General features: G+C 44.5%; 27 protein-coding genes. 19 read left to right on the top strand and 8 right to left on the bottom strand.

The features are described 5' to 3' along the window. The first annotated feature begins 109 nt into the window (after window positions 1-109). The 6 genes from AC1RM2_RS02980 (at window position 110) to AC1RM2_RS02955 (ending at window position 4,925) form a co-directional block, all read left to right on the top strand. Window positions 110-568 carry an NUDIX hydrolase gene (locus AC1RM2_RS02980; RefSeq protein WP_492983225.1) on the top strand — a complete coding sequence of 153 codons (459 nt, stop codon included), beginning with the start codon at window positions 110-112 and terminating at the stop codon, window positions 566-568. Between the two features lie 112 nt (window positions 569-680). Beyond that, on the top strand, window positions 681-1,655 hold the full coding sequence (locus tag AC1RM2_RS02975; protein ID WP_492983223.1) for an ABC transporter substrate-binding protein: 975 nt from the start codon (window positions 681-683) through the stop codon (window positions 1,653-1,655). Window positions 1,656-1,711: 56 nt separating this feature from the next. Continuing rightward, complete coding sequence (locus AC1RM2_RS02970; RefSeq protein WP_492983221.1) at window positions 1,712-2,581, top strand: ABC transporter permease; 870 nt, start codon at window positions 1,712-1,714, stop codon at window positions 2,579-2,581. Continuing rightward, window positions 2,578-3,327: an ABC transporter ATP-binding protein gene (locus AC1RM2_RS02965; RefSeq protein ID WP_492983219.1), complete on the top strand. Its 750-nt coding sequence runs from the start codon at window positions 2,578-2,580 to the stop codon at window positions 3,325-3,327. The genes AC1RM2_RS02970 and AC1RM2_RS02965 overlap by 4 nt, the downstream gene beginning before the upstream one ends. A gap of 34 nt (window positions 3,328-3,361) precedes the next feature. Further along, window positions 3,362-3,610: a hypothetical protein gene (locus AC1RM2_RS02960; RefSeq protein WP_492983217.1), complete on the top strand. Its 249-nt coding sequence runs from the start codon at window positions 3,362-3,364 to the stop codon at window positions 3,608-3,610. A 793-nt stretch (window positions 3,611-4,403) separates the two neighbouring features. Next, window positions 4,404-4,925 (top strand): tetratricopeptide repeat protein, encoded by a 522-nt coding sequence (locus tag AC1RM2_RS02955; protein ID WP_492983215.1) that lies wholly within the window; start codon window positions 4,404-4,406, stop codon window positions 4,923-4,925. 429 nt (window positions 4,926-5,354) lie between these two features. Here AC1RM2_RS02955 and AC1RM2_RS02950 read toward each other — a convergent pair whose 3' ends face one another. Next, a complete protein-coding gene (locus tag AC1RM2_RS02950; protein ID WP_492983213.1) occupies window positions 5,355-5,807 on the bottom strand; it encodes a c-type cytochrome in 453 nt (150 codons plus the stop codon). A 2-nt stretch (window positions 5,808-5,809) separates the two neighbouring features. Next, entirely contained in the window at window positions 5,810-7,117 is a 1,308-nt protein-coding gene (locus AC1RM2_RS02945; protein WP_492983211.1) for a PQQ-dependent sugar dehydrogenase, read from the bottom strand. A gap of 265 nt (window positions 7,118-7,382) precedes the next feature. Between AC1RM2_RS02945 and AC1RM2_RS02940 the strand changes: the two genes are divergently transcribed. Continuing rightward, on the top strand, window positions 7,383-8,165 hold the full coding sequence (locus tag AC1RM2_RS02940; RefSeq protein ID WP_492983209.1) for a hypothetical protein: 783 nt from the start codon (window positions 7,383-7,385) through the stop codon (window positions 8,163-8,165). Window positions 8,166-8,372: 207 nt separating this feature from the next. Beyond that, a complete protein-coding gene (locus AC1RM2_RS02935) occupies window positions 8,373-9,653 on the top strand; it encodes a serine hydrolase domain-containing protein (RefSeq protein ID WP_492983207.1) in 1,281 nt (426 codons plus the stop codon). A 200-nt stretch (window positions 9,654-9,853) separates the two neighbouring features. On the opposite strand, the gene AC1RM2_RS02930 is transcribed toward AC1RM2_RS02935, so the two are convergent. The 4 genes from AC1RM2_RS02930 to AC1RM2_RS02915 all read right to left on the bottom strand — a co-directional run bounded on the left by AC1RM2_RS02930 (window position 9,854) and on the right by AC1RM2_RS02915 (window position 14,933). Next, window positions 9,854-10,558 (bottom strand): arylesterase, encoded by a 705-nt coding sequence (locus tag AC1RM2_RS02930; protein ID WP_492983205.1) that lies wholly within the window; start codon window positions 10,556-10,558, stop codon window positions 9,854-9,856. 19 nt (window positions 10,559-10,577) lie between these two features. Further along, window positions 10,578-13,136, bottom strand: coding sequence for an ABC transporter permease (locus tag AC1RM2_RS02925; RefSeq protein ID WP_492983203.1), 2,559 nt, complete (start codon window positions 13,134-13,136; stop codon window positions 10,578-10,580). Between the two features lie 3 nt (window positions 13,137-13,139). After that, the gene (locus tag AC1RM2_RS02920; protein WP_492983201.1) at window positions 13,140-13,829 is read right to left on the bottom strand and encodes an ABC transporter ATP-binding protein; all 690 of its coding nucleotides are present in this window, start codon (window positions 13,827-13,829) and stop codon (window positions 13,140-13,142) included. 249 nt (window positions 13,830-14,078) lie between these two features. Then, window positions 14,079-14,933 (bottom strand): cupin-like domain-containing protein, encoded by an 855-nt coding sequence (locus AC1RM2_RS02915; protein WP_492983199.1) that lies wholly within the window; start codon window positions 14,931-14,933, stop codon window positions 14,079-14,081. Between the two features lie 404 nt (window positions 14,934-15,337). Between AC1RM2_RS02915 and AC1RM2_RS02910 the strand changes: the two genes are divergently transcribed. Further along, window positions 15,338-16,219, top strand: a complete 882-nt coding sequence (locus AC1RM2_RS02910; protein ID WP_492983197.1) for a glycosyltransferase family protein — start codon at window positions 15,338-15,340, stop codon at window positions 16,217-16,219. A gap of 156 nt (window positions 16,220-16,375) precedes the next feature. Here AC1RM2_RS02910 and AC1RM2_RS02905 read toward each other — a convergent pair whose 3' ends face one another. Continuing rightward, complete coding sequence (locus tag AC1RM2_RS02905; protein WP_492983195.1) at window positions 16,376-17,590, bottom strand: BaiN/RdsA family NAD(P)/FAD-dependent oxidoreductase; 1,215 nt, start codon at window positions 17,588-17,590, stop codon at window positions 16,376-16,378. Between AC1RM2_RS02905 and AC1RM2_RS02900 the strand changes: the two genes are divergently transcribed. The 8 genes from AC1RM2_RS02900 to AC1RM2_RS02865 all read left to right on the top strand — a co-directional run bounded on the left by AC1RM2_RS02900 (window position 17,589) and on the right by AC1RM2_RS02865 (window position 22,467). Then, window positions 17,589-18,200: an NADH-quinone oxidoreductase subunit A gene (locus AC1RM2_RS02900; RefSeq protein ID WP_492983193.1), complete on the top strand. Its 612-nt coding sequence runs from the start codon at window positions 17,589-17,591 to the stop codon at window positions 18,198-18,200. The two genes, AC1RM2_RS02905 and AC1RM2_RS02900, sit on opposite strands and share 2 nt — an antisense overlap. Further along, a complete protein-coding gene (locus AC1RM2_RS02895) occupies window positions 18,193-18,675 on the top strand; it encodes an NADH-quinone oxidoreductase subunit B (protein ID WP_090653327.1) in 483 nt (160 codons plus the stop codon). The genes AC1RM2_RS02900 and AC1RM2_RS02895 overlap by 8 nt, the downstream gene beginning before the upstream one ends. Before the next feature lie 38 nt (window positions 18,676-18,713). Continuing rightward, on the top strand, window positions 18,714-19,088 hold the full coding sequence (locus AC1RM2_RS02890; RefSeq protein ID WP_492983190.1) for a hypothetical protein: 375 nt from the start codon (window positions 18,714-18,716) through the stop codon (window positions 19,086-19,088). A 59-nt stretch (window positions 19,089-19,147) separates the two neighbouring features. Further along, window positions 19,148-19,492 carry a hypothetical protein gene (locus AC1RM2_RS02885; protein WP_492983188.1) on the top strand — a complete coding sequence of 115 codons (345 nt, stop codon included), beginning with the start codon at window positions 19,148-19,150 and terminating at the stop codon, window positions 19,490-19,492. A gap of 48 nt (window positions 19,493-19,540) precedes the next feature. Then, the gene (locus tag AC1RM2_RS02880; RefSeq protein ID WP_492983186.1) at window positions 19,541-20,134 is read left to right on the top strand and encodes a hypothetical protein; all 594 of its coding nucleotides are present in this window, start codon (window positions 19,541-19,543) and stop codon (window positions 20,132-20,134) included. A gap of 15 nt (window positions 20,135-20,149) precedes the next feature. Next, window positions 20,150-20,437, top strand: coding sequence for a MafI family immunity protein (locus tag AC1RM2_RS02875; protein ID WP_492983184.1), 288 nt, complete (start codon window positions 20,150-20,152; stop codon window positions 20,435-20,437). 87 nt (window positions 20,438-20,524) lie between these two features. Then, on the top strand, window positions 20,525-21,085 hold the full coding sequence (locus tag AC1RM2_RS02870; RefSeq protein WP_492983182.1) for a hypothetical protein: 561 nt from the start codon (window positions 20,525-20,527) through the stop codon (window positions 21,083-21,085). Between the two features lie 488 nt (window positions 21,086-21,573). Beyond that, window positions 21,574-22,467 (top strand): alpha/beta fold hydrolase, encoded by an 894-nt coding sequence (locus AC1RM2_RS02865; RefSeq protein ID WP_492983180.1) that lies wholly within the window; start codon window positions 21,574-21,576, stop codon window positions 22,465-22,467. A 101-nt stretch (window positions 22,468-22,568) separates the two neighbouring features. On the opposite strand, the gene AC1RM2_RS02860 is transcribed toward AC1RM2_RS02865, so the two are convergent. Next, window positions 22,569-23,198: a hypothetical protein gene (locus AC1RM2_RS02860; RefSeq protein WP_492983178.1), complete on the bottom strand. Its 630-nt coding sequence runs from the start codon at window positions 23,196-23,198 to the stop codon at window positions 22,569-22,571. A 93-nt stretch (window positions 23,199-23,291) separates the two neighbouring features. On the opposite strand from AC1RM2_RS02860, the gene AC1RM2_RS02855 reads away from it, so the two are divergent. Then, window positions 23,292-23,798 (top strand): hypothetical protein, encoded by a 507-nt coding sequence (locus AC1RM2_RS02855; RefSeq protein WP_492983176.1) that lies wholly within the window; start codon window positions 23,292-23,294, stop codon window positions 23,796-23,798. Next, on the top strand, window positions 23,798-24,331 hold the full coding sequence (locus AC1RM2_RS02850) for a GNAT family N-acetyltransferase (protein ID WP_492983174.1): 534 nt from the start codon (window positions 23,798-23,800) through the stop codon (window positions 24,329-24,331). Before AC1RM2_RS02855 ends, AC1RM2_RS02850 begins: the two co-directional genes overlap by 1 nt. The last annotated feature ends 25 nt before the right edge of the window (window positions 24,332-24,356 follow it).

Below are 24,356 nucleotides of genomic sequence, written 5' to 3'. Positions count from 1 at the left end.
AGCAACTTTGCGCGAAAAAATTAATATTATTGATATTGGGTAACGGAATATGGTTGACCATGAAATTTAAAATGCTTCCCTGCCGAAAGCTTATAAACCTTAAAAAACTATGCCCAAACAAAGTGCAGGATTACTGCTTTATCGCAAATTTAACGATGTGTTACAGGTTTTCCTGGTTCATCCGGGCGGCCCGTTCTGGAAAAATAAGGATGATGGCGCATGGTCAATCCCGAAAGGCGAATATGAGGGCGACGAAGACCCGCTTGCAGCTGCCAAACGCGAGTTTTACGAAGAAACCGGGCAATATATCGACGGAGAATTTATACCCTTAAAACCCATTAAACAAAAAAGCGGCAAAATAGTGCAGGCATATTTGGTGGAAGGTGACATAGATGCCCACAACATTAAAAGCAATTTATTTGAAATAGAATGGCCCCCAAAATCGGGCAAAATGCAGCCGTTTCCCGAGGTGGATAGGGCAGGATGGTTTACTGTTGACGAAGCGAAGGTAAAGATTAATGCGGGGCAGGTGGGGTTGGTGGAGGAGTTGGCGCACAGCCCCCTCTAAATCTCCCCCGGTTGGGGAGACTTTAAATAATTTTCATAATTTTATACTTGCAAAGCCCTCCCTTCCGGGGAGGGTTGGGAGGGGCTCCTCCTCAAATATTTAACTTAGTACAATGAAGTTTTTCAAATACATTCCCGCCGTTTTATTATTGATTACCATAGCATCATGTAAGCCCAAACCAAAGGCAGTAAATATCCCGGTTGTTGGTTTTGTTGATGCTTTTGAAGATGCAACCATATCCCAGGCCCGTACCGGCTTTACCGATGCCTTGAAAAAGGAGGGCTTTAGCGAAGAAAAGAAAACGGTACAGATAGAGTACCGCAATGCGCAAAGCAATATCCCCACCCTTACACAGATCACCAATTACTTTATATCCGAAAAGGTTGACCTGCTGGCTACCTGCACCACTTTGGCCACGGTAACAGCCCTGCAAAACACCAAAACCATTCCCGATTTTGCGATGGTATCGCCCGTACCCGAAAGGATGAAGCTATTGAATGATAAAGGCGAGGCCCCTGCAAACCTGTTTGGTGCTTTGGAGGATCTTAATTATATCGACACCTCGTTCTCTATCATTCCCAAACTGCTGAAGCCCAAAGGGGCTAAATTGGTTATCGGGATGATTTATAATCAAGCTGAACCACAATCGGCAGATGCACTTAACCGGATCAAATCATTGGCCGAAAAGCAGCATATAACTATTGTCGCCTTGCCGGTAAACACTTCGGCAGATGCCCAGCTGGTTACGCAGTCGCTGTTAAGTAAAAATATTGATGCCTTTTTTGCCAACCCCGATAATACCGTTTTTGCATCCTTTGAAACCATCCTGAAAAGCTGTAATGAAAAAAATGTTCCCATTTTTACCAGCGAAGCCGGTTTGGTACAACGCGGCGCTGTAGCCGCTTTTGGTGCCGATATTTACCAATGGGGGTACCAGGCAGGCACTCAGGCTGCCCAGTACTTAAAAACACATAAAACCGGCGGCCTGAAATGGGAAATGGTAAAAGTGAGGAAGCGGGTATACAATCCCGCTGCTGCAAAAAAATATAACATTACCGTACCATCAAACTTCGAAGCTGTTAAATAATCACTTTACTGTAAATTAGCTTTCAGCTTTACACATTAAGCTTTCAGCTCCAAAATATGGATTTTTACCTTACCGCTTTGTTGCAGGGATTGTGCTTTTCGGCCATTGCGCTGGGAATTTATATCTCTATGAAGATTTTTAATATTCCTGATATCACCACCGATGGCAGTTACGCTTTAGGCGGTGCTGTTACGGCTGTAATGCTAAGTCGCCATTTATCACCCTACCTTATTTTACCAACTGTGATTATAGCTGGCGGGCTTGCCGGAGCTTTAACGGGGCTTATTCATACCAAGCTAAAAATAAATGCTTTGCTGGCCGGTATCCTGGTCATGACTGCCTTGTACTCCGTCAATCTTACTATTATGGGGCGCTCCAATTTGCCGCTTATAGGTACGGCTTCGTTGTTCTCGCTTTTAAACATCGTGGCCGATCCTAACCAAAACACATTTATCCTGCTCTCGGTGTTCGTGGTCATAATAACCTTACTTATTGGCTACCTGCTCAAAACAGATTTCGGCATAGCCATGCGGGCTACCGGCAACAGCGAATCGATGATCCGTGCATTGGGTGTTAATACCGACAGGATGAAAATTACCGGCCTGGCTCTGGCCAATGCGCTTACGGCACTCAGCGGATACCTCATCGTACAGTTCCAGGGTTTTGCGGATATCAGCATGGGTATCGGGATAGTTATTGTAGGTTTAGGTTCGGTGATTATTGCCGAAACGCTCATCAACTGGTTTCGTATTACCAAAGTATGGGTTAGTTTGGCCCTGGTTTTAGCGGGCGCGGTAATATTTCAGCTGGTGTTGGCTTTTGTATTGGCCATTGGTGTTGATGCCAATTTGCTTAAGTTGGTTACCGCCGCCTTTGTGTTGCTCATTGTTAGTCTTCCCCGTTTATCATTCAATAAAGCCTCATGATAGCTATAAACAATGTACATAAGGTTTTTAATAAGGGAAAGGCCAACCAGGTAAACGCGGTTAATGGTATCACGCTTCAAATTAAAAGCCAGGAGTTTTTGGTGATAGTAGGCTCCAACGGATCGGGTAAAACCACCCTGCTCAATCTGGTTGCAGGCAGCGTTATGCCGGATAGTGGTACAATTGCTATTGATGATAACAATGTAACCAAACTGGCCGACTATAAACGCAGCCAGTGGATAGCCCGTGTTTTTCAAAACCCCATGAGTGGTACAGCATCAGACCTCAGCATCCTGGATAACTTCAGGCTGGCGGCTATTCGTACCAGGTCCAAGGGTTTATCTATCGGTATTAATGATAAATTTAAGCGCGAAGTAAAAGATAAGATTGCCACCCTGGGCATGGGGCTCGAAAATAAAATTGAGCAGTCCATGGGCACGCTTTCGGGTGGGCAAAGGCAGGCCCTTACGCTTTTGATGAGTGTAATGGATAGCTGCAAGGTTTTACTGCTTGATGAACCTACGGCAGCGCTCGACCCCCGCTCGGCCGACGTAGTGATGCGCACTGCAGATAAGCTGATTAGCGATTTTAAGCTTACCGCCATACTAATTACCCATAACTTAAAAGACGCCTACACCTATGGCACACGAATAATACAAATGGGCGAGGGGTTGGTAATCAATGATTTAAATAAAAAAGAAAAGGCCGCGTTGAAACAAAATGATCTTTTTGACTGGTTTGCTTAAAAACTGGCAAAGTAATTGTAATGGTATTAGTACCATGAAAAACAATAATTTTGAAAATATATTCGACGCCTACCAGTTGGTAGCCGGCGCAAAAATAAAAGGAAAACAACAAGACGAAATTTTCGAGCTTGGAACCTATGATGCCCTTAAACGCGGCTACACCCTTTATCCGCTTGATCACGGCGTTAGATACGACGATTTTAGCGTACTGGTATCTGAACGGGAATTGAAAAATAATTTTATGATAGAAAGCGGTAGAGGGAATACGGCTATTGCGGCGTAGTTGCTCTTACAACACTGTCAGGCAGACGTAATCTGAAAGAGGGAATGATGACGATTTAATCCCCAATGTCATGCTGAACTTGTTTCAGCACCCCACATGCCAGGTGTACTTCATGTGGGTTACCTGTCCTGTGAGATCCTGAAACAAGTTCAGGATGACTTCCGTTTTCAATGTGTCATTCTGAGTGGTAAAATTTCGCGAAATTCTGAAAGGGAAATGACATTCAAAAATAAAAGACTGTCATCCTGAGGAACGAAGGATCTATTCGCGAACTTTTCTATCGGTCATGCACAGCTGATAGATCCTTCGTTCCTCAGGATGACAGGGAAATCGAACATGTCATGGGTAGGTACATAGCATCTATTGTACCCACGCAAACCACCCCTGCAAAGTTCATTATTAGATTCTTCGTACCTCAGAATGACAGGATGTGTTAGGTTTTAGACAAAGGCAAGATGCTCCTCGGAGTGCATAGAAGATCTTAGGTTGCGGCGGTTGAATAGACACACTGCTGGCGTCTGTTTTAAGGCGAGGTATCATAATTCCCCCCCATTTTGCAAATTGCCACATTAATTGTAAATTTGTAAAAAAATAAATGATGCTGTTTAAAAATTCATTCTGTAAAACTATAATGTGGCCCATGGTGCCGCAGCAGAAGGGTTATGCATCAATCATACGCTTCTCCACCCCGGTATAGCGGCAATACTTTTTATACCGAAACATTTTTATTACACATCATTATTTATTACAACAAGTGCTGAGTTTTAGCACAATTTTTATACAACAAAAATTTATGGACACTTATTATACTATCGAAGAAAAGTATTTGCAGGCCGTGGATAAACTCTCTTATGGTAAAACTACCAAAGGGCTTAAATTACTGAACGAAATTATCAGCAACGATCCTTTATACGCGCGTGCCCATCACCAATTGGGTATGTTATACTATTACGAAGTTAAAGATTACCAAACCGCGGGTTACCATTTTAAAACCTGTATGGAGCTGGAGCCTTCATTTCCGGATAACTACACACATTATCTTGATTTGCTTGTGTTTTTGAATATGGAAAAACTGGTAAACAACGTATCTGTTAAAGCCCTGAATACGCCCGGAGTTGATACCGCCGAAGTTTATAGCCTGCTTGGCTTGTTCCACGAAAAAAGCAAAGACTGGACAAAAGCCTTAATTAACTATCAAAAAGCCTTTATGGAAGTAACCGACCATAACGATAAAATTGATATTGAGCAAAGCATGAAACGCATCCGCTCAAAAATGAAGCACACGCTGGCTTATACTTACCAGATAACGGAGTAAGGTCAAAGGCGAAAGGTAAAAGGTGAAAGGCGAAAGGTAAAAGGGGAAAGACCCAAGGTCCGACATAGAAGGACGAAAGCAAAAGAGGCTGTATCATAAATCATGATCAGCCTCTTTTTTGTGCAATTCATTCGTGTACCTGATGGAGGCAATTTTCGTACAAGCGATGCTACCCATGACAAGTTAAAAAACGGAAGTCATCCTGAACTTGTTTCAGGATCCCACAGGACATGTGACCCGCATGAAGTATACTTAGCACGTGGGGTGCTGAAACAAGTTCAGCATGACATTAGGGCGAAATCATTGTCATTCTTCCTTCAGAATTTCGCGAAATTTTACAACTCAGACGGTCGTTTTGATTTATGATAAAGCCTTTGAAAAACCTTTTCAGTTTTTTTAACCTTTAACCTTTAACCTTTCGCCTTTCACCTATTTCGCCGCCCTTACTGTTTTTACCTGCGCCGCGCTTACTGCCGATGCTTTGTTGCCAAAGCTATTCCTTACATAAGTAAGTACATCGGCAATTTCCTTATCCTGCAAAAAATCGTGCGAGGCCATGGTGTTGGAGTAGCGTTCGCCGTTAATGTCCACATCATCGCTAAAACCGTTTAGCACAATCTTTATCAGCCGTGTTTTATCGCCGGTTACGTAGGTGGTTTTGGCCAGCGGAGGGTTCATATTGGGCACGCCCATACCATCGGCCTGGTGGCAGGTTACACAGTACTCCATAAATACTTTGCTTCCGGCGTCCATAGCTGCTTTTAGTGCTGCCACATTAGCTGTTCTGTTAACCGGCTTATGCTTTTTGGTTTGTGCCTGTAATCCGGCAATGGTAAAAAATGTAATTAACGGTATTAGTACGAGGGCTTTTTTTAAGTCCATTGTTATTTTTTATACGTGATTTTGTAAATAGTTCCCTGGTTATCGTCGGTTACGTAAAGCGAGCCATCTGGTCCCTGCGCCAATCCGCATGGGCGATGCTCGGCACTGCCTTTGGCCGCTTTTTCGGCACTTCCTGCAAAATTATCTGCAAATACCTCATAAGCCCCGCTTGGCTTGCCATCTTTAAACGGCTGAAAAACTACAAAATATCCGGCCTGCGGTTCTGGCGCACGGTTCCACGAACCATGGAAAGCTATGAAAGCGCCGTTTTTATACTTTTCGGGAAATTGGCTTCCGGTGTAAAACAATAAGCCGTTGGGTGCCAGGTGGCCAGGAAATGCGGCCGCCGGATTTATGGCTGTTTCGCCACCTTCTTTTTTACCATCGCCGCCATACTCGGGCATTAATATTTTTTTGTTTCGCTGCCAGTCGTAATACATATATGGCCAGCCGGCGTTATCGCCTTTTTTAATGGCATACATGCACTCGGCAGGTAAATCGGCCGATTGTTTGGTGGTAAAATATTCAGGGAACAGGTCATGAAGCTGGTCGCGGCCATGCTGCATTACAAAAAGTTGGTTGTTTTGTTGGTTCCAATCCATCCCCACCACATTACGCAAGCCGGTGGCATAACGGATGCCATCGCCATAGTGCTGGTTAAGCTTATCAGCTTTAAACTGCCAGATGCCGCCTGCCGAATCTAAAATAGGGCAGCCTTTTTGGCCCGGCGAGCCTTTTTTTCTATCGGCTACCTGGCAGGCGTTGGAATACGCGCCAATATTAACATACAGGTTGCCATCGTTATCAAGCGTTATGGCTTTGGCCTCGTGCTCGTTGCGGCTTAACAGGCCTGTTACAATTTTTTCGGGCTGACCGGGGTTTATTACTTCACCTTTGTCATTCAATTTATAACGGAAAACTTCTTCGTCAGATGAAGCGTACAGATAGCCGTTTTTCACAAAGGCGCCGGTGCCTTTATAATCGCCAAAGCTTGTTTTCAAAGTGGCTTTATCACCATCCTGTGTTAAATACAAAATGGTTTTGCCATCTTTTATGGTGTTAAGCTTTACGTAAATGTTGTTTTGCGGCGTAATGGCTATTTCCCTGGTACCACCCAGTTTTTCGGCAATTGCGGCTGCGCTGAAACCTGCAGGAAGCTTAAGACCGGCACTGCCTGTAGTTGCTGTTGTGCCGGTAGTGTCGCTGCCATTTTTATTATCGGTGTTGCCGCTTTTGCAACTGTTAAACAGTATAGCACCGGCAATAGCTGCAACAGGCAGCATTGTCCATACGATGTTTCTTTTTTTCATGGCTTCTGATTGATTATCAAAATAAATAAATATACAGGGAATCCCGAAATCTGATTTGTAGTAATTGTATGACAATTAGGATTTTTCGGAAATCATTCCAGATAGCGGTTAATACGAGCTATAGGTAATACCGCCAAATTAAATTTCTCACAATCGATGCCGTTAACAAATTAAGTACTGATTTATAGCTGTTGTAACATATATAGCAACAATGGATTAAACCATTGCCTTTGCAAGTGGTCATAGCTATATAAAATTTAACAAAATGAAAAAGTTATTCATATTATCGGCAATAGCAATGAGTGGTTTAATAGCTAATAAAGCAAACGCTCAATTATCAATACATGTAGGTTTTAATGTTCCTGTGCACCGTGTTTATGTGCCAAGCCCTCCGCCTGTTGTGGTTGAAGAGCAACCGGTTTATAACGATGATTATGCCCAGGTAAACTACAACGATGATAGTGATGATTATTACTATTTACCCGAAGTAGAGGCTTACTATAGTGTTTCTAACCATTACTACTACTATAATAATGGCCGTGACTGGGTAACCTGTGCCTACTTGCCAGGCGCTTACCGCAACTATGACTGGCGTACCGCTACAAGATACGAGGTACGTGGAAACCGCCCTTATATGCACCACGATGTATACAGGCAAAGGTGGGGTGGTTATGCCGGCGACCGCGGCAACTGGGGTCACCGTTTTGAAAGACGATACGATGGAGGATATGCTTACCAAAACCGCGATAACAGGTTCAACAACCGTGGATGGGACAGGGGAAGAGATAATAACCGCGACCGTGGTAACTGGGGTGGCAGGCCAGATAACAGAGGCGACCGTGGTAACTGGGGCGGCAGGCCAAACAACAATGATAACCACGGTGGCGGCAACCAAAACCATGGCAACTGGGGCGGGCAGGATCATGGCAACCAAAACCAGGGTGGCGGTCATGACCGCGGCAGCAATGGCGGTGGTCAGGACCATGGAAACCGCGGCGGTGGACGCGATTTTGCCGGAAACCGCGGCGGGTTTGGTGTAAGGCAATAAGCTTTCTGCTGATACCAGATAATACAATTCATCTCCCCATATATATAAATGAAAAGGCTGCCTATACGGGCAGCTTTTTTTATGCAATGTTCCGGAGGATGAGGCCGATGCCCCCAATAAAAAGTAGTAGTCTGTTTACCTACACATTTCGTTTTATTAAGCAAAAAATCCTACTTTGTATCCAAATTATAAACCTCTCCCCGGGATATGAAAAAGATTGTTGCTTTACTGCTGTTTGTTGCGTTTGCTGCTGATGCCCTTGCGCAGGGTAATACTTTGCAAATTGGTACACCGGCCAATGAAAAATTCTCTGCCGACCGCTTGCAGCGTATTGATAACATGATTGAGCAAACCATCGATTCGGGCTATATCAATGGGGCAGTAGGGTTGATAGCCCGCAACGGCAAAATGGTTTATTATAAATCATTCGGCATGGCCGATGTTGAACAAAAAAAGTTGATGAATAACGATGCTATCTTTCGCATCGCCTCGCAAACAAAGGCAATTACCAGTGTAGCTGTAATGATGCTGTTTGAAGAAGGTAAGTTTTTGCTGGATGATCCTATCTCCAAATACCTGCCAGCGTTTGCTCATCCAAAGGTGATAGATACCTTCAATCCTAAAGATACTACTTATACCACTGTACCCGCCAGGCGGGAAATTACCATTCGTGATTTACTTACCCATACTTCGGGGATAGCTTATGCCCAGATCGGCTCGCCCACGATGAATGCCGTTTATGCCAAAGCCCATATTCCGGCCGGCTTTGTTACCGATAAAATACTACTGGCAGATGCCATGAAAAAACTGGGCCCATTACCATTGGAGCACCAGCCGGGCGAACGCTGGACTTACGGCCTTAACATAGATGTTTTAGGCTACCTGGTCGAAAAACTATCGGGCAAAAGCCTGGACCAGTTTATGAAGGAACGCATTTTTGATCCCCTTGGGATGAAGGATACCTATTTTTATATCCCCACAGCCAAGCAAAACCGGCTGGTGGCAGTGTATACCCCCGATAAAAAAGACCACCTTATTAAATGGAATGCATCTACTTTTGAGGGCCTTAGCGCCGATTACCCCACTGTTAACGGCACCTATTATGCGGGCGGGGCTGGTTTAACATCCACAATTAAAGATTATGCCACTTTTTTGCAAATGATGCTGAATGGCGGCGTTTATAACGGCCAGCGTTTATTAGCACGGCACACTGTTGAACTAATGACCACCAACCAGATCGGCGACCTTTACATTAACCCCGGTAAAGATAAATTTGGATTAGGCTTTGGCCTGACAACCGATATAAGTTCAAAAAAGCTGGGCATAAGCGAAGGCTCATTTGCCTGGGGCGGCTTCTTTGGCACCCTGTATTGGGTTGACCCAAAAGAACACCTCGTGTGCCTGTTGTTTGTTCAGAATTGGCCATTGCCACACAACGCCTTCCAGGATAAATTCCGGGCGATGGTATACCAGGCGCTTACGGATTGAGTTTTTGAAAATATTGTAAATTGGAATATTTTTATTCCCTCCCAACGGGAGGGGTGCGGCGGACGTCGTGCGCAAAGGCAGGGAGGGGTTTCGCCGCGCGACTATGAACCTTGTACGCGAACGCTTCATAAACCCCTACCTCCTCCTTCCCCAAGGAAGGAATCGCACAACCCTCTGTCTTTTTCGAAATTGTACTGATACTAATACGTGCCCTTAGGATTCTCCAACTCACCTTTCAAAACCTCCCAAACATTCCCGGCAACAATTTTAGCGCCTTTTTCTGTTGGGTGGATGCCATCGCCCTGGTTAAGGTCGGGGTGGCCGCCTACGCCTTGTAACAGAAATGGCACCAGGGCCATATTATTTTTGGTGGCCAATGTGGGGAACACCGCTTTAAACTTGTTTACATAATCGGCGCCCATATTTGGCGGTACCTGCATGCCCAGCATGACCAGTTTGGCCGAGGGATATTTTGCCTTTACCTTATCAATAATAGATTGCAGGTTTCTGGCAGTTTCGGTAGGCGATATGCCGCGCAGGCCGTCATTTGCACCCAATTCCAGTATAAATATATCAACTTTTTGTTTTAATGTCCAGTCTATCCGGCCGTTGCCTCCGGCAGATGTTTCGCCGCTTACCCCGGCGTTAATCACTTTATAGGGCAGCTTTAACGAATCTATTTTTTTTGCGATAACACCGGGAAAAGCATCAGCCGGGTCATCCAACCCGTAGCCTGCTGTCAAACTATCGCCAAAAAATAAAATCGTTTGCACTTGTGCCGATGCAGCAGACTTCGCGGCAGTATCGGCCGGCGCTGATGCATTGGAGTTTGATTTATTGCTTCCGCCGCAACTTGCCAAAGCAAATGTGGCCGCAAGCATAAAAAAGATTTTTACTTTGTTCATAAAACTAAATACAACGCGGTTAAGCGTTTGTTCTTAATATCTCTAAAGGCGGCTTGTTCAATACGCCCCTGCTGTTTAACAAACCAATAATTACCGTTAGCAAAGCGATGATAAAAAATAAAATCAGCGCGGGTATAAAGCTAACCGAATAGGGGATCTCGAAACTATATTTCGCTAAAAACCATGTACCTGCCACGGCTATTAATATACCTGTTAATGCCGATAAACTACCTAAAAACAGGTATTCTAACGCTGTTATAGCTAATATTTGTTTACGGCTGGCCCCCAATGTTCTAAGCAAAACGCTTTCCTGTATGCGCTGGTACTTGCTGATGCGTACCGAGGCTATGAGTACTACTATACCCGTAATGATGCTGAACGCGCTCATAAAACGGATTACATAACTGATTTTGCTTAACAATTCATCTAAAATACTTAAAACCAAACCCAAATCGATAATGGATATGTTAGGGAACTGCCTTACAACTGCCTGCTGAAACGCCGCCGACACTTTGCTTGAGGGCACATGCGTCATCAGCACCTGGAATTGCGGTGCATCTTCCAGCACACCGGTAGGGAAAACCACCTGGAAATTGGTTTGTACTTTGCCCCAATTAACTTTACGCACGCTGGCTACATAGGCAGGCATGGGCACACCCTGAACATTAAACACCAGCTTATCGCCAATTTTAAGGTGCGCACGTTTTTGCAGGTTCTGTTCTACCGAAACGGGGATGTCTTTCCCGGCCTCGGCCTTGCCTATCCATTTGCCGTCCAGCAGTTTCTCTGATGATGATAATGTATCCCTGAACGTTACCCTATACTCCCAGGAAAACACGCCATGCGGGATTTTGATGGTGGTATCTTTAATTACATCAGCGGCGGTTTTGCTGTTTATTTGCTCCAATCGTACAGTTACTATCGGCACCTGCTGTAAAACTGGCAATCCGTTTTTACGGGTTACATCGGCTACCGCATCCTTCTGGCTTTTTTGGATATCAAACAAAATCATGTTGGATTGATTGCCGCTGCTTGATAAATTTACCTGGCTAATGAGGATACTCTGGATAAAAAACAGCGTACAAATAAAGGCCGTGCTTAGCCCGATAGAAACCATCAGGATTAAAGTTTGGTTATTTGGTCGGTATAAGTTAGCAAAACCCTGTCGCCATAAATAGCTCCAGCCGCTGTTGATAAGCAGTTTCATCACGCGCATCAGCAACCAGGCCACGGCGGCCAATATCATAAAGGCCACTAAAATACCGATAGTGAAAAAGATACTGCCTATCCAGCTATCTAACTGTAAATAGGTAAAGCCCAAAACAAAAGCGATAATAAGCAGGTAAACCAGCCAGCTTAAAGGATCGCGTTTGCGGCCTGCCTCGTCAAATGACATGCGCAGCGTGTTCAGCGGTGATATATTACGCACCGATATCAGCGGCAGCAAAGCAAACAATATCGATATAATTACCCCCAATAAAATACCCTGACCAATTGCCAGCCATGATATCTCGACAGAAATAGTGAAGGGCAAAAAGTCTTTAAAAACTATAGGCAGCAAATGCTGGATGGCCGTACCCAAAGCCGCGCCCGCTACGGAGCCTATCAGCCCGATGCCAACGATCTGGATCAGGTAAATCAAAAACGCCTCAGACGCTTTAACGCCCAAACAGCGCATAATGGCTATGGAGGCTATCTTTTCGCGTACATAGATATGGATGGCGCTGGCTACGCCCACGCAACCCAACAATAAGGCAATAAAGCCCACCAGCGATAAAAAACGGCCCAGGTCGCCAAAGGCCCTGCCGGTGTTTTCCTTGCGGGTTTCAATGGTATCGTAGTTCATGCCATTTTTATCCAATATGGGGTCCAGCTTTTTGGTTAGCTTTTCCATATCAACTTTATGGTCGTACTTGTAGTAAAAAGTATAGTTTACGCGGCTGCCCGTTTTCATGAGGCCGGTTTGCTCCAGGTATCGCATCGGGATGTACACCACCGGGGCTATGCCCGCCATAGCGCCACTTTGCCCGGGGGCTTTATCTAACGCGCCGGCAATCAGGAAATGTTCGGTGCCTATGCGTACCGAGTCGCCAACCTTGGCACCAAATTGCAGCATCAGCGTTTTATCAACCAGGGCTGTTTGGCCTTGCTTAAAGGAGGTGCCGGCAATCTCGGGCGTGGTTTCTATAGCGCCGTAGTAAGGGTAATCGCCCTGCAAAGCCCTGATCTGTACCAGCCTGGTGCCTTTGCTTTTAGGGAAATAGGCCATCGATGCAAAACTCCGCTCGGTTGATCTTTTATCGCCCAGCGAGTCGAGCATCTTCTTCAGCTTCGGATCTACGGGTCTATTGCCCGATATCAGCAAATCGGCGCCAATGAGGGTTGCGGCCTGGCCATTTACATCGTTTTGCACATTGTACCTGAACGAGTAGATAGCCACCAGCGCGGCAATCCCAAATATGATGGCCGATATGAACAGGAACAACCTCGACCGGTTTTTCCTGCTATCGCGCAAGGCCATGTTAAACAGCCAGGCAACGTTTGTTTTTCGTTTATAATTAACCGGATTGGTGTCCATAACTTACCCGTTAATTGTTTTTTCGTCGGATACCAGCTTGCCGCCTTTTATCCTGATGATGCGTTGTGTTTTGGCGGCCAGGTCAAGGTCGTGGGTTACTACAACCAGGGTAGTACCGGCTTCCTTGTTTAGGTCGAAGATGAGTGTAATCACCTTTTCGCTGGTTTCGGCATCCAGGTTTCCGGTTGGCTCATCGGCAAACAGGATCTTGGGCGCGTTTGAAAACGCACGTGCCAATGAAACCCGCTGCTGTTCGCCGCCGGATAGCTGGGAAGGGTAGTGATGCCCGCGGTCGGCGAGGCCAACTTTGTCCAATAAATCCAGGGCACGCGCTTTAATGTTTTTTTCGTTCCGTAACTCCAGCGGCACCATCACATTCTCTAAAGCGGTAAGCGTTGGCAGCAATTGAAAATTCTGAAAAATAAAGCCCACGTACTGGTTACGCACCTGCGCGCGCTGGTCTTCGGTTAAATTGCCCAGGCTGATGCCATTTAACTCTACCGATCCTGTACTTGATCTATCCAGCCCGGCACAGAGCCCCAGCAGGGTAGTTTTGCCGCTGCCCGATGGCCCGACGATGGCATTGGTAGAGCCTTCGGTTATCGCGAAATTGATGTTGTCAAGCACGGTGAGCGTACGCCCTGCGCTTTGGTATGTTTTACTGAGATCTTGAATTTTAAGGATAGTTTCCAACGGATAATTTTTATGCTTTGATGATTTACCAACCAATTTGTTACCACATCGGTTTGCATAAATATCCGTGAAATAGCCTGTTTATAGCTATAAGCTGATGTGTTTTTTAATTTAATGACATAACCGTGTTTTAAGTCTAAAGTCCGGAGTTCTAAGTCTAAAGTATTTAGCCCCAAAAAATCGAAATAGGTACCGGTGACTAAACAATTTTAAGATAGCATTTCCGGTTTTCCGCCAAAGACTTCCGACTTAAGACTTCCGACTTGATAACCCCTCGCTAATCTTCGATGTTTGCGTAGCCACAGCAGCGTAAGCATACATAGCAACGGCCTTCAGTTTACTCTGGCGTTTTTTAAATGTCCACACATCCTGCATAAACTCCTTGTGGTTTTTGCTGTTGAGGGTATCAAACGCTACCGAAATGGTTGGCGTAAGCGAGTAAGCCGTATGCCAGGTGCCAAACGGGATAAATAATGTTTCGCCGGGGCCAACTACAAAATTTATTGGGGTGGCATCTTTAAACAGCGGATGTTTTTCGTAATCGGGTTCAAATACGTTCACTTCCGAGCGCCATGGATCATCCGGGCGTGGGTAAAGCAGGTGCTCCTGTCCGCGTGGGAAAACGGTAAAACGTTTTTGGCCGTACAGTTGGGTTATCCAGGCGTTTAAATGGTAATAATCAATATGCATGTACGGAAATCTGCCGCCCGGGCCGCCAATAAACAGTTCGGTAGCGCCGCCCCATTTGCCAATGCTGAACATTTTATTTTTTAACCAGTTTGGCGATGCGTAATTTAAATCCAGCGGATCTAAAAGCGGCATCAACTCCGGTATGGTTGCCGGGATATCAAAAATAATAGGATATACAGCGGGTTTTTCTTCGGTACTGGCTTCTACCATGTCCATAGCATCCTTCATGGTAAGGATATTGCCACGTACATCCGTTTTCCTGTCGGGATAGTTTTCCCTGAACCAATCGGGAGTAAACAGTCCATTAGCTTTCCAAACTTTGGCGGCATTTGTAAAAACCAGCGGAATGCCCGGTTTATAATGTTCTTCCATAAATTCGTCGTAGGTAATGTTGTCTCTTCTGATAATGTCCATGGTTTGTATTGGGGTTTATTGATACAATGCTAAGTAAAAGATTTAACTATTTGATTGATATTTAAGCCATAGCGCCAGGCTTTTTTTAGCGATGGTTTTTACGTGAATAATTAAGGATGGGTTATAGAAGAAGGCTCGCGATAGTCCCTTGATTTGAACGCTGGCCACGACTCACCCCGGCTACGCTGCGCTGGCCGACCCTCTCTCCGGCTGCGCCGCAAAGAGGGTTAAAACGTATTTTTCTTTTCGAGCCCCTCTATGCGACGCAGTCGGAGAGGGGCAGAACGAGCGTAGCGATGTTCGTGGTGAGTCGTCGCCGCTATACTATAAGCCAGTGATTTTACCACTAACAATCGGTGTAACCGTTACCAATCATTTCCAATCAAACGTTACCTTTGCGCCTAATGAAAGTATCCGGATTTACCTTTATCAGAAACGCGGTTAAAAACGATTATCCAATTGTGGAGGCTATCAACTCCATTTTGCCCCTTTGCGATGAGTTTATCGTAGCCGCAGGCAACTCTGACGATGGCACCCGCGAACTGATTGAAGCCATTGGATCGCCAAAAATCAAGATCATCGATACCGTTTGGGACGATTCGCTGAAAGATGGCGGGCGGGTGTTCGCGGTAGAGACGGATAAGGCTTTCGCGGCCATATCGCCTGATAGCGACTGGGCATTTTACATCCAGGGCGATGAGGCGGTACATGAGAAATATCATCCGTTGATAAAAAAGGAGATGGAGGATGCGCTTAACAAACCTAACATTGAAGGCCTGCTGTTTAAATACCTTCATTTTTACGGCTCCTATGATTACTACGGCGATTCGCGCAGGTGGTACCGCCGCGAGATCCGCCTGGTTAAAAACATCAAAGGTATGCATGCCTACCGCGATGCGCAGGGTTTTCGGTTAGATGACCGTAAAATAAAAGTAAAGCTGATTGACGCATACGTTTACCACTACGGCTGGGCCAAGCCCCCGCAGGGATTAAATAACAAGATCCGCAACTTTAACAAGTTTTACCACGATGACGCCTGGATGGAGCAAAACCTGCCCGAAACTTTTGAGTTTGACTACAGCAACGCCGATAAGCTGGTCCGCTTTACCGACACTCATCCCGCATCCATACAAAAACGCATTGCCGCCACCAACTGGAACATTGATTTCAGCACCAAAGAACTGCGCAAAGCGATGACCTTTCGCCGTAAATTTTTGCAGTTTGTAGAGAAGTATACCGGCTGGCGGATAGGGGAATATAGGAATTATGAGATAGTGGAGCGGTAGGTAATAAGCCCCACCTAAATCCTCCCCGGTAGGGAGGACTTAAAAAAACGAAGCGGACGAAGCTAAAGTCTCCCCTTCCGGGGGAGATTTAGAGGGGGCTTTGTGCTTCGTTTTCCTTAATGACCGTACCCGTCAGTTGATAAGTATAAAAAAAAATCAAATATTCTGCGCAATCACAAACCCGCTGGCCCAGGCCCATTGAAAATTGTAGCCGCCAAGCCAGCCGGTTACATCTACGCATTCGCCGCCGAAGAACAGGCCGGGGATTTTTTTCGCTTCCAGGGTTTTGGACGATAGCTCGCCGGTTGATACCCCGCCGCGCATTACTTCGGCTTTGTCGTAGCCTTTATCGCCGGCGGGTTTTACTTTAAATTCGTGGATTAATTGACTAATGTCTTCGATTTCGGTTTTGGTGAGCGATGCGAGGTTTTTCTCTACGGGCAAGCTATCGCTCAACGCTTCGGCAAATTTGCGGGTGTATAGGCCGGCCAGGTAGGCCAGCAGCATTTTTTTGCCGTTGGCTTCTTTTTCCTGCTGAATCAGGTCGGCGATGTTTTGGTTGGGGAGCAGGTCGATGTAGATGGTTTCGCCGGGTTTCCAGTAGGATGAGATCTGCAATATGGCCGGGCCGCTTAGTCCCCAGTGCGTAAAAAGGATGTTTTCTTCAAAGCTGATCCTGTCGTTCCAAACGCGGCAAAAAATGCTGTTGCCGCTTAGTTGCTCAAACCAGGGCTGATCTTTGCCGGTAATGGTAAGCGGCACCAGGGCAGGGGCGGTATCGGCTATTTTTAAATCGAACTGGCGGGCAGTGCGCAATCCAAAATCGGTGGCGCCCATTTTGGGGATAGGCAGGCCGCCGGCGGCAATAACCACGCTTGGCGCGCTTAAAAATTCCTGTTTGCCATTAACCTCAGCCCTAACGGTAAAACCATAGTCAGTTTTTTCCACCATTTTCACCTCGGCATTGCACCATATCTCCTGTTCCATATCGGCACACAGGTTGGTGAACACTTCTACTATATCTTTAGCCTTATCACTTTCGGGGAATAGCTGGCCCAAGGTTTTTTCTTTGCCTATAATGCCGTAGGTTTCAAAAAAACTGATGGTATCGTCCACCGTCCATTGCGAAAAGGCTGATTTACAGAAGTGTGGATTTTGCGATATAAATTGCTGGTCGGTAGCGTACAGGTTGGTGTAATTACAGCGGCCGCCACCACTTATCAGGATCTTGGCGCCTACGCGGTCGGCTTTTTCCAGCACCAGGGTACGCTTGCCCAAAAAGCCGGCTTGCACCGCGCACATGAGGCCGCAGGCACCGCCGCCAATAATTATTGCGTCAAAATCTGTTTGTTTTGTTAATTTTGTTGTCATGACCGAGGTTTCGCAAATATCAGAATTTGGAAAGATACTCATCTTTCTTATCACCGGGATAATAATGGTGTGCGTGATATTTTTTTTCAACCGTTTACTGGCGCCCAGTAACCCCAATTACGAGAAGCTAACTTCCTATGAATGTGGCGAAGAGCCTACCGGCAATGCCTGGCTGCCCTTCAATTCGCGTTTTTACGTTATCGCCTTAATATTTTTATTGTTCGATGTCGAGATGGTGTTTGTATTCCCCTGGGCTACCGTTTTTGGCAACCACGAGCTCATAGCTGCCGATAACCGCTGGGGGTGGTTCTCGTTAGCCGAAATGTTTGTTTTTTTAGGCATCCTGATATTGGGCCTGGTTTACGTTTGGGCCAAAGGCGATTTGGAATGGATAAAAGCCAAACCAACCGTACCCACAACCGATGTAAACATCCCGTTATCGTTTTACCAACAATTGAACCTGGAGCAAGGCAAATTTGTTGTAAAACCATTTAGCATGACCAACGAACCTGTTGCACCGGAGCCTGTTGCTGCCGAAGTAACTGAGGAAGCAACCCCGGTACGCAAGCCCATGTTTAAACCCACCTTTAAAAAGCCCACAAATGAGTAGCGATATAACCAGCGAAGACGGCGGTGTAGTGATCACCAAAATGAACGACCTGCTTAACTGGGCGCGTTTATCATCCCTGTGGCCCCTGAGTTTCGGGATAGCCTGCTGCGCTATTGAAATGATGGGTTCCATGGCATCTACGTATGACCTCGACCGTTTTGGAGTGTTCCCCCGCCCGTCAGCCCGCCAGGCCGATGTGATCATTATAGCAGGTACCGTTACCTTTAAAATGGCCGAACGCATTAAACGCTTGTACGAGCAAATGCCCGAACCCAAATACGTGATCAGCATGGGCTCATGCTCCAACTGCGGCGGCCCGTATTGGCAGCACGGTTACCACGTGGTAAAGGGAGTTGACAGGGTGATCCCCGTTGATGTATACGTGCAAGGCTGCCCACCCCGCCCCGAAGCTTTGATTGGCGCAATTTTGGAATTGCAGAAGAAGATTGAAGGGGAGAGGTTGATTGGGGCGTAAACATTGATTAAACCTTACTTCCATTAAAAAGATTCGTTATGCTTGAAAATGAGTTAGTCGAAATTAATAAAAAGGCAAAATCTTTTTTTTATTTGGAGCTGGCCATACTTTCATATTCATTTCCCATCCGGGAATTGAATATAGCCGCAAGCGAGGATTTTCTTTATTATCACGATTTTGAAATAAAATTCAGAAATGTTTTTTCGATGATCGTAAATTCAGATTGGAAAGTAAATACGGCGGAGGGCATTATTGAACTCGTTACCGATCTAAATGAGTTAAGAGCGATAAACTTGAAATATAGTGTAGAGATTGGTAATAATATCTTCAAACTCAAAAATGAGGATAATATTGATTTTTATGTAATAGCAGAGAGCGTAGAGCTTGTAGATAAAGTTGTTACATACCAATAGCATTTTATAAAATCAGCTCAAAAGGTGTTAAAGTAAATGATTTAGAATGAACTGTTTTAATGACCAAACTGCATCAATTTAAAAACTATATCACTCTTTTAGTGATCGCCATTATTTTAGTTGGCGCTTTGTTTATTTTAGTAAAAAAGGTCGACAAAGATAAAGCAGCTAAGGTTGTTGAGATTCGTAAGCATCCCCTATATTTGAAGGGAGTGATAACAAAACTATCTTCGTTCAAAGGACACAGTGTCCGGATTAATTTTGTTGTTAACGGAACCACATATGAATATGATGGTGGTTGGGACAAGAATCCCAACGATTTAGATAAAGGGGATTCTGTTTGGCTTAAATGCTCGGTTGACAATCCGGAGGTGGCTATTTCGGAGCTGGAAAAGGACTACTAAAATTTGTTTAATCAGTTTAATAAAGGCGCAATAAATGTCTGCACGTATATGGCCGAAGTACTTTATAAATCATCACCAAAGCTTTTTATTATAGCAATAACATCCCTGGGTACTTTTTTCTTCGCGCTTTTATCCCGGCTGGCCTGGTCGCAATATGTAATTGCAAAAGGTAAGATGGCTCTGTTTTTTTTCTTTTTGTTTCTTGCGGTTTCTTTAGTTTTTTTTTATTTGTTCATTACTGTCAAAAGGGTGAAACTTACTGCGGATAGTCTCATTATCAGCTATTTTTTACTTCCTTTTAAAGATAGGTTCTTGTTTTCGGAAGTTAAAAGTGTATCTCAGAACTCAAAAAAAATCGAGGCCTCGGTCGGTAGTTCGTGGCAAATGGCAACAATATTTGTTAATGTAACTACCACATTCAATTTCACAGATGGAAGACAAATAAAATTGAATAGTATTGGTGAGTTAGATTTTGACATTTTCGTTGTAGTATTTAACAAATTAAAACGGAAGGAAGGAAAAGTGAGAAAACCAAAATGGGACGGCATTCTTTACCTCATCGACAACTTTAGCGGAATTTCCTGGTTAATTTTATTGATGGTTTTAATTTGCGGGTTATCATATGCATTGATAACGAAATAAAATTGACAAGCAGATATGTTTAACTGGTTTAAGAAAAAGAAAAGCTTAAAAGATCAGGTACTATCATTACTCCGTATTGCGGAAATATTGGGGCTTAATCAGCGCGATTTAGATAACTCAAAAGAATACCTGGAATATAACGAGTATGGATTATGCTTCGATATCCTGATAACCCAAATGCATGAGTATAATATCGAGATAGATAACGATATATACTTACTGATAAACGATATTGCAGCGAAGATGAAGTTACCTGTTGAAGAATATTCCTTTATGCAGGAGTTGGTGCGAAACGAGCATTAAATTCCCAAACCTGTTAAAGATGAGTTGGGTAAAATTATTGGTAGCTTTAAGTGATTTTTTAGCTAAGCTACCCAGCCAGACCTATCCATGAAAAAACTATTGTTGATTCTGTCAATTATATTAACTGCAAAAGCTTGCTTTGGGCAGCACCCCGATCAAAAGGTTATTATTCAATTATACTCAAAAACAATAGAGAACTATTTTAACCAATTAGCTTCGCAAGCTGTAAAATCCAATAGTTTGGACATCAAGCCTCAATTTATATTAATTGGAGACTCCGTTACTTCCGAAATCCCGACCATCTACCCCAATTTTACCCTCAAAATTGTAAAAGATCAAAATGATGGCATCCGCGAAGTTGAAAAACTGCCCAACAAAAAGGGAATGGTTAACGTCATCAGCAAAAAAATCAATATCGATACACTGGATATCAGCATAAATAATTGGATGGTAAGCGTAAGGAGAACCTTCGAAATACACGACTGGCAACTTGTTACCAAACATGTTCATTTGCGCGCAAACTGTGGTGGTACTCTTGGCTATATTCCTACAGGCAGAATGGTTTATAATGCCCGGTCAAAAGAGTGGAGCTATGTGTCGGGAGGGGAAATACTGGCTGAAAAGAGAAAGCGTAGCCCTTATCTTTGATATTATAATTAGAAAGTATAAAAGTCCTCGTAGTCCTATTGTCAGCTTTCATTCTTTCTTCAATTGTTTCTCATTTTTTTGTTGGGGAAACACAAATTGTTGGGTAGTAATGTGGCATTTGGATTATCCAAACATTCAAATAAACGCCGGCTACGACTCACCCCGACCAGGCTTCGCCGGTCGACCCTCTCTCCGGCTAAAGCCGCATAGAGGGCGAATCCCATTTTTGCTTTTTTTCTTTTATTTTTTTGCCCCTCTATGCGACGCAGTCGGAGAGAGGGGCAGACGGGCGCAGCCTCGTCGGGGTGAGTCGTTTACGCCATGCTTCCTCGGGTCCAAGGTTATTACCCCTCCGGGTTCAACCGCCAAATACACCTTTTATCACATCCGCGCTGCGTTGGCCATTGTTTCGCTAAATCCAAAGGTTACAAAGATTTTTTAGGTGAAAAACAGCTATCTAAAACCTATCTTTAAACAACCAATAAATTATGAAAAAACTTATCGCTTTATTCCTGCTGTTTAGCAATTGGGCTAACGCCCAAACATCCACCCCCAAACAATCATTTTTCCCGAAGGGGACGGTACTTTATGGCGACATTAATTACGCCGGCGATACGTTAAAAAAACACCTGCTGGATATTTACCTGCCGCCGGTGGTAAAAAGCAGTTACCCGCTTATTGTTTGGGTACATGGCGGCGCCTGGATGCTGAATGATAAATATGCCGATATGGGTTACATGACCGAAACTATTAAAGGTTTTATTGACAGGGGGTATGCCATAGCCTCGATAGATTATCGCCATAGCACAACCGCGCCTTTCCCTGCGCAGATTCAGGATTGTAACCAGGCGGTGGAGTTTTTATACCAACACGCGGCTAAATACAAACTGGATAAGGATAAAATTGCTCTTATCGGGTTTTCGGCAGGCGGGCACCTGGCTTCGCTGGTGGGGTTATCCAATAACGATAATATTAAAGCATTTTATGCTGATGGCAAAAAGCCTTCGTTTAAAATTAAGCTGGTTCTTGATTTTTATGGGCCGTCGGATTTTCTGTCGATAAAAGGCAATGAATCAACCGACCCTAACAGCCCGCTAACCCTGTTGCTTGGCGCCAGGGTATTTGACCGGCCCGACCTGGCAAAAATGGCCAGTCCGGTTACTTATGTTGATAAAAACGACCCGCCATTCCTGATTGTACAAGGCGAAAAGGATGAATCTGTAAACCCCGGCCAATCTATTTCGCTCAGTTTACATCTCAAACTTGCCGCCGTAAAAAATGAATTGATTATTGTGCCCAACGCCCCGCACTATGGGGTAATGTTTGATGCGGAAGATGTCAGGAACAAGGTGTTTGCCTGGCTGGATGAGTATTTGAAGTAATTTTTTGTAGAGACGCATCACATGCGTCTCCCGCGTTTAAGTTTACGCACAAAGTTGGCCTACATGGCGAGAGACGCATGTGATGCGTCTCTACATTTTTCTTACGATAGCATCACATTGCGCTCTTTAACAATCTCTTTCAGCAGTACCTGTAATATCACCGCGTTCCAGTCATTGGCGAAGTTTTTGCTTTTGCACTGCTTTTTGTTTTGGCAGTTGTAAATCATAAAATAGGTACTATAACTGCTAACGGCTATGGTGTGCCAGGGTAAAATATCTTGCTGGTCCCAGCATATACCGTCAAAATGAAAACTGATACCGCAAAGCTCAAAAGTCTGGTGAATTTTGTAAAGGTCGTGGTAATAGTTAAACAGGTTTACAAAATAGTTTTGCCATAATTGCTGGATAATATCATTCCAAAGCTTGCCATATAATTCTTTACGGATACCGTAATAACTACCCAGTTTAATGCGCGAAATTTTACGGTCGTAGGTTTGCACCTCGATAAAATACTGGCGGCCAAAAACAAACTGATAGCCGCTTACCCAGCTAACCCCATACCTAAAAGCTGCAATATTGGCGGCAGGCAAAAAAGCAGAAGAAGCAAACGGCGATTTTTTTTGTATAGTAATGCCATCTGTATTAAATACCAGCTTTCGGGTTATTTTTTGCGTAATAAGGCCCGGTATTTCAATTGTGTTGATAGCATTCATCCGCATAAAAATAAGCATCAGTTTTAATATTTTTTTACAGATAAAAAATAAAAGGCCCTGTACGTACGGTTTTTATAAAAAGCATAACTTTATACCATAAAATAAACCGCCATGGCAGCACAAAACCAACCATCAAAGTTCAAAGATGCCTTGCCTACTATTTTCTGGCTTGGTTTTTTAACCGGCACGCTTGATGGTATGGCAGCCATCATCTGGAGTTTTATTACCAACCCCAAGGTGGGCGCCGATGTTATTTTTGAATTTATTGCAAGCGCCGTATTTGGCAAAGCGGCTTTTACCAGCGGCACGCAAATGGTAGTGGCTGGCGTGTTTTTTCATTACCTTATAGCGTTTTGTTTTACCACTGCTTTTTACCTGCTTTACCCGTTTTTTGATAAACTCACCCGTAATAAATACATTATCGCTGTAGTTTATGGCATTATTGTTTGGCTGGTAATGAACCTGGTTGTAGTGCCCTTAAGTAAAATTGGTTACCATCACATCAAAGTGCATGTAGCTTTAACCGGGCTGGTTATCCTCATCGTTTGTATTGGTATACCTGTTGCGCTTATTGCGGATAATAAATACTGGAAGGCTAAATTTTCGCCAAAAAAATAATGGGCATTGTTTTTCCATCAGCTGTTTTCCCGCAATTAAAAACCGACAGATTGGTTTTAAGGGAACTTGTACCTGCAGATAATGAGCAGCTTTTAGCCATCCGCAGCAATGCCGCTATAAACCGTTTTATAGGCCGTAGTAACCAGCAAACTATGGAAGCTATTAATCAATTCATCCAGGCCCGCAAACAGGATAGGATTAGCGGGAAAGGCGTGTACTGGGTTATTCAATTAGAAAGCACTCCCGGCGTTATCGGCACCATTTGCTGTTGGAATTTTGATTACGACACGGCAACAGCCGAGATTGGCTACGAGCTGCTGCCAACATACCAGGGCAAAGGCCTTATGCGCGAGGCCATTGAAAAGGTTATAGCGTTCGGGTTTAACAACATGCTGCTTAAAACTATAACCGCCTGGCCAATGCCACAAAATGAGCCATCGGTTAAACTATTGGAACGCAACGGATTTACTTATTCGGAAACGATAGACGGTCAACTGGTTTATAAATTGAACAATACCGGGCCGGTTGATTAATAGCAGCCAATAAAAAGGGCCTGGC

It is taken from the genome of Mucilaginibacter sp. GW822-FHT03E02, from assembly GCF_058801545.1.
Note: the sequence above shows the minus strand (reverse complement) of the source record. Positions and strands in the feature narration are given on the sequence as shown.